Below are 4,720 nucleotides of genomic sequence, written 5' to 3' on the forward strand. Positions count from 1 at the left end.
GCCGCCCTCCCCGCCTACCGGCAGGGACGACAGGCCAGCCCGGACGCGTTCAAGCTGTCCAGCAACGAGAACCCCTTCGAGCCGCTCCCCGGGGTCCTCGACGCGGTCCGCGCGGCGACGGCGATCAACCGCTACCCGGATGCCACGGCCGCACGGCTGCGCGAACGGCTCGGCGCCCGCTACGGGGTGTCGCCCGACGACGTGCACGTCGGCGCCGGAAGCGTGTCGCTGCTCGCGCAGCTGCTGCTCGCCGCGGCGGGCTCCGGCGACGAGGTGGTCTACGCCTGGCGGTCGTTCGAGGCCTACCCCTCTCTCGTGGCCGTGTCCGGCGCGACGAGCGTTCAGGTGCCGCTGACGGCGGATGCCCGCCACGACCTGCCCGCGATGGCGGCCGCGGTCACCGAGCGCACGCGCCTGATCATCGTCTGCAGCCCGAACAACCCCACGGGCCCGACCGTCGGCTTCGATGAGTTCACGACGTTCGTCGAGGCGGTCCCCGCCGACGTCCTCATCGTGCTCGACGAGGCCTACGCCGAGTTCGTGACCGATCCGGATGCCGTCGAGGGCCACCGCGTCCGCGCGCTGCTCGCGCGCCCGAACGTCATCATGCTCCGCACGTTCTCGAAGGCCTACGGTCTCGCAGGCCTGCGCGTGGGCTACGCGATCGGCCACACCCGTGTCCTCGACGCCGCGCGCAGCACCGCGATCCCGCTGTCGGTGACGGCCGCGGCCGAGGAGGCGGCGCTGGCGAGCCTGGATGCCGAGAGCGAGCTGCTGCACCGCGTCGCGGTCCTCGCCGAGCGGCGCGACGCCCTCGTCACCCGCCTGCGCGAGACCGGCTGGGACGTCCCCGACGCGCAGGGCAACTTCGTGTGGCTCCCCGCAGGCGACCGCGCCCTCGAGGTCGCCGCGGCGTTCGAGGAGGCCGGGCTCATCGTGCGGCCGTTCGCGGGCGACGGCGTCCGCATCTCGATCGGCGAGGAGGAGTCGATCGACCGTCTGGTCGAGGTCGCCGCCTCGGTCGCTCCGCGCTGAGTCGCACGATGACTCGGGATGCCGCGACCACCCCGGTCATCCCGGGTTTCTTCCCCGACCCGTCGGTGTGCCGCGTCGGCGAGGACTACTACCTCGTCAACTCCTCGTTCGAGTACGCGCCCGGCATCCCGATCTGGCACAGCCGTGACCTGCGGACGTGGACGCAGCTCGGCAACGTGCTGACGCGGGAGAGCCAGTTCCCCGCCGGAGTCTCGGCGGCGAGCCGCGGGATCTACGCGCCGACCATCCGCCACCGCGACGGACTGTTCTTCGTCGTCGGCACGAACGTCGAGCGCGGCGGCGAGCAGTTCGTCGTCACCGCGCCCGATCCGGCGGGACCGTGGTCGGACCCGATCGTGTTCCCGGGTCTCGGGGGCATCGACCCCGACCTGGCGTGGGACGACGACGGCACGTGCGTCCTGACGTACTGCGCGCTCGACGAGGCGCTGCGGCCCGAGGGCGGTTCGCTCCCCGTCATCGCGCAGGCGCGGATCGACCTCGATCGCGGCATCCTGCTCGACGGACCTCGCGAGATCTGGCGGGGGAGCGGTCTCGCCCACCCCGAGGGGCCGCACCTCTACCGCCGAGGGCAGTGGTGGTACCTGCTCACCGCCGAGGGCGGCACCGAACGCGGGCACGCGGTGTGCGTCGCCCGCTCGCGGTCGATCGACGGACCGTTCGAGCTCGCGCCTTCCACCCCGCTGTTCAGCCGCCGCAGCACGGGCTTCCCCGTACAGAACACCGGCCACGCCGACCTCGTCGAGCGCGACGGGGAGTGGGCGATGGTGTACCTCGGCGTGCGCCCGCGCGGCTTCACGCCCGGGTTCCACGTGAACGGGCGCGAGACGTTCCTCGCCCGCGTCGAGTGGGTGGACGACTGGCCGGTGGTGCACACCGACGACGTGTTGCCCGCGCGTCCGGATACGGCGTTCGCCGACGATTTCTCCTCCGCCGAGTTGGACCCGCGCTGGGTGTCGCCCGGCGCGGCGCTCGCCGCATTCGTCAGCCCGCACCCCGACGGCGGTGTCGCGCTGGATTCCCGTCCGACTCCGGCGGCCCTGTCGGTGCGCGCGCGGGATGTGCGCTGGCGGTACGAGGTGCGGGTCGATGCGTCGGCCCCGGTGGCATTGCGGGTCCGGCTCGACGATCAGCACTGGTACGAGATCACGCTCGACGGCGACGCGGCCGAGGTGCGGGCGCGTATCGGTCCGCTCGAGGCATCCGTGGGTTCCGCTCGCGCGACGGGCGACGTCGTGACGCTCGTCGTCGAGGCGGTGGATGCCACCCGCGACGGCCCCGACGACGTGCGGTTCGGCCTGGTCGACGACGACGGCGAACGGTGGCTGGCGACGCTCGACGGCCGCTACCTCTCGACCGAGGTGGCGGGCGGGTTCACCGGCCGCACCCTCGGGCTGCGGGCGCTCGGCCCGACCCCGGCGCGCGTGGTCGAGGTGCGCTACGTCCCGCTCGGCGACGAGTAAGGTCGACGTGCGTTGTCGGAAACCCATGCCGAAACGCGGCATCCGTTGTGCACCTCATGCGGTGCGGGGCATGACGCGAGCGTTAGCGTGGGTACATGACCCCGCTCGACGACCCGGCTCTCGTGCGCGTTCTGGCGGCCGACGGCACGCTCACGCCCACTCCTGAGGCCGAGCGCTATCTGCCCGTGATCGAGGCCCTCACCGACGCGGAACTCGAGACCTTCTACCGCGACATGGTCTCGATCCGCGCGTTCGACGTGCAAGCGACCAACCTGCAGCGCCAGGGGCAACTGGCCCTCTGGCCGCCGTCGTTCGGCCAGGAGGCCGCGCAGGTCGGCTCGGCTCGCGCCGCCCGGCCGCAGGACCACATCTTCCCCTCGTACCGCGAGCACGTGGTCACCCGCATCCGCGGCGTCGACCCGCTCGACATCATCCGGCTCATGCGCGGGCTCACGCACGGCGGGTGGGATCCGTCCGACCCGAAGAACGGCAACACCCACATCTACACGCTCGTCCTCGGCGCCCAGACGCTGCACGCCACCGGCCTCGGCATGGGGCTCGTGTTCGACGGCAAGTGCGGCACCGGAGACCCCGAGCGCGACGAAGCCGTGATCGTCTACTACGGCGACGGCGCGTCCAGCCAGGGCGACGTGCACGAGTCGATGGTGTTCGCCGCGAGCTTCCAGACGCCCGAGGTGTTCTTCCTGCAGAACAACCAGTGGGCCATCTCGGTGCCCGTCGCCACGCAGTCCCGCACGCCGCTGTACCAGCGCGCGGCGGGCTATGGCATCCCGTCGGTTCAGGTCGACGGCAACGACGTGCTCGCGAGCTACGCGGTGTCGAAGCTCGCGCTCGACGAGGCTCGCGCCGGTGGTGGCCCCCGCGCGATCGAGGCGATGACCTACCGCCGCGGCGCGCACACCACGAGCGACGACCCGACGAAGTACCGCACGTCCGCCGAAGAAGAGGCGTGGGCCGGGCGCGACCCGATCGCCCGCCTCCGCACCTACCTCGAGGCCCGCGGTGCGTCGCAGCAGTTCTTCGACGACGCGGATGCCGAGGGCCACGCGCTCGCCGACGACGTCCGTGTGCGCACGAACGAGCTCGGCGGGCTGCCGCGGTCGCACATGTTCGACAGCGTCTACACCGAGGCCCACGCGCTCATCACCGAGGAGCAGCGCTGGCTCGACGACTACGAGGCGTCGATGGAAGGGGGAACGGAATGACCGAGAACATGCCGATCAGCCGTGCCCTCAACGCCGGCCTCCGTCGCTCGCTCGAGACGAACGACCGCGTCCTGCTCATGGGCGAGGACATCGGTCCGCTCGGGGGTGTCTTCCGCGTCACCGAGGGGCTGCAGAGCGACTTCGGCCCCCGCCGCGTGATCGACTCTCCGCTCGCGGAGTCGGGCATCGTCGGCACCGCGATCGGACTCGCGATGGGCGGCTTCCGTCCCGTCCTCGAGATCCAGTTCGACGGGTTCGTGTTCCCGGCGTTCGACCAGATCACCTCGCAACTGGCGAAGATCACGAACCGCCACGAGGGTGCGCTGCAGATGCCCGTCGTCATCCGCATTCCCTACGGCGGGCACATCGGCGCGATCGAGCACCACCAGGAGAGCCCCGAGGCGTACTTCACGCACACCCCGGGCCTGCGGGTCGTGAGCCCGTCGACGGCGAACGACGCGTATTGGATGATCCAGCAGGCGATCGAGTCGCCCGACCCCGTCGTCTTCCTCGAGCCGAAGGCGAAGTACTGGCAGAAGGGCGAGGTCGACACCGAAGCCCCGGCGCTGCCGCTGCACGCCAGCCGCGTCGTCCGCCGCGGCACCGACGTGACCCTCGTCGGCCACGGCGCGATGGTCACGACGCTGTTGCAGGCCGCGGCGCTCGCCGAGAGCGAGGGCACGAGCTGCGAGGTCATCGATCTGCGTTCGCTGTCGCCGGTCGACTACGGTCCGCTGCTCGACTCGGTGCGCCGTACCGGCCGCATGGTCTACGCGCAGGAGGCGCCGGGCTTCACCTCCCTCGGTTCCGAGATCGCCGCGACCGTCATGGAGAAGGCGTTCTTCGCCCTCGAGGCCCCGGTGCTGCGCGTGTCGGGCTTCGACGTGCCGTTCCCGCCCGCGAAGCTCGAGGGCACCTACTTGCCCGACGCCGACCGCATCCTCGAGGCCGTCGACCGCTCGCTGGCCTACTGACCCC

Annotated in this window: 4 protein-coding genes; all 4 read left to right on the plus strand. The window is 71.7% G+C overall.

The genetic code is table 11. The features are described from left to right. On the plus strand, positions 1-1,035 hold a 1,035-nt coding region (locus tag FE256_RS17500), incomplete at its 5' end, for a histidinol-phosphate transaminase (RefSeq protein ID WP_138178197.1). A gap of 8 nt (positions 1,036-1,043) precedes the next feature. Next, on the plus strand, positions 1,044-2,516 hold the full coding sequence (locus FE256_RS17505; protein ID WP_138178199.1) for a glycoside hydrolase family 43 protein: 1,473 nt from the start codon (positions 1,044-1,046) through the stop codon (positions 2,514-2,516). A gap of 95 nt (positions 2,517-2,611) precedes the next feature. Next, a complete protein-coding gene (locus FE256_RS17510) occupies positions 2,612-3,742 on the plus strand; it encodes a thiamine pyrophosphate-dependent dehydrogenase E1 component subunit alpha (protein ID WP_138178202.1) in 1,131 nt (376 codons plus the stop codon). Continuing rightward, positions 3,739-4,716 carry an alpha-ketoacid dehydrogenase subunit beta gene (locus FE256_RS17515; protein ID WP_138178204.1) on the plus strand — a complete coding sequence of 326 codons (978 nt, stop codon included), beginning with the start codon at positions 3,739-3,741 and terminating at the stop codon, positions 4,714-4,716. The genes FE256_RS17510 and FE256_RS17515 overlap by 4 nt, the downstream gene beginning before the upstream one ends. Positions 4,717-4,720: the final 4 nt, after the last annotated feature.

Origin of the sequence: Microbacterium sp. 5K110 (assembly GCF_005774735.1) — a bacterium.
In the GTDB taxonomy this organism is placed as follows: Bacteria; Actinomycetota; Actinomycetes; order Actinomycetales; family Microbacteriaceae; genus Microbacterium.

What these genes read in the sequence shown, in the direction of transcription:
- FE256_RS17505 (WP_138178199.1), top strand. Translation starts at nt 1,044, where the DNA reads ATGACTCGGGATGCCGCGACCACCCCGGTCATCCCGGGTTTCTTCCCC.
- FE256_RS17515 (WP_138178204.1), top strand. Translation starts at nt 3,739, where the DNA reads ATGACCGAGAACATGCCGATCAGCCGTGCCCTCAACGCCGGCCTCCGT.
- FE256_RS17510 (WP_138178202.1), top strand. Translation starts at nt 2,612, where the DNA reads ATGACCCCGCTCGACGACCCGGCTCTCGTGCGCGTTCTGGCGGCCGAC.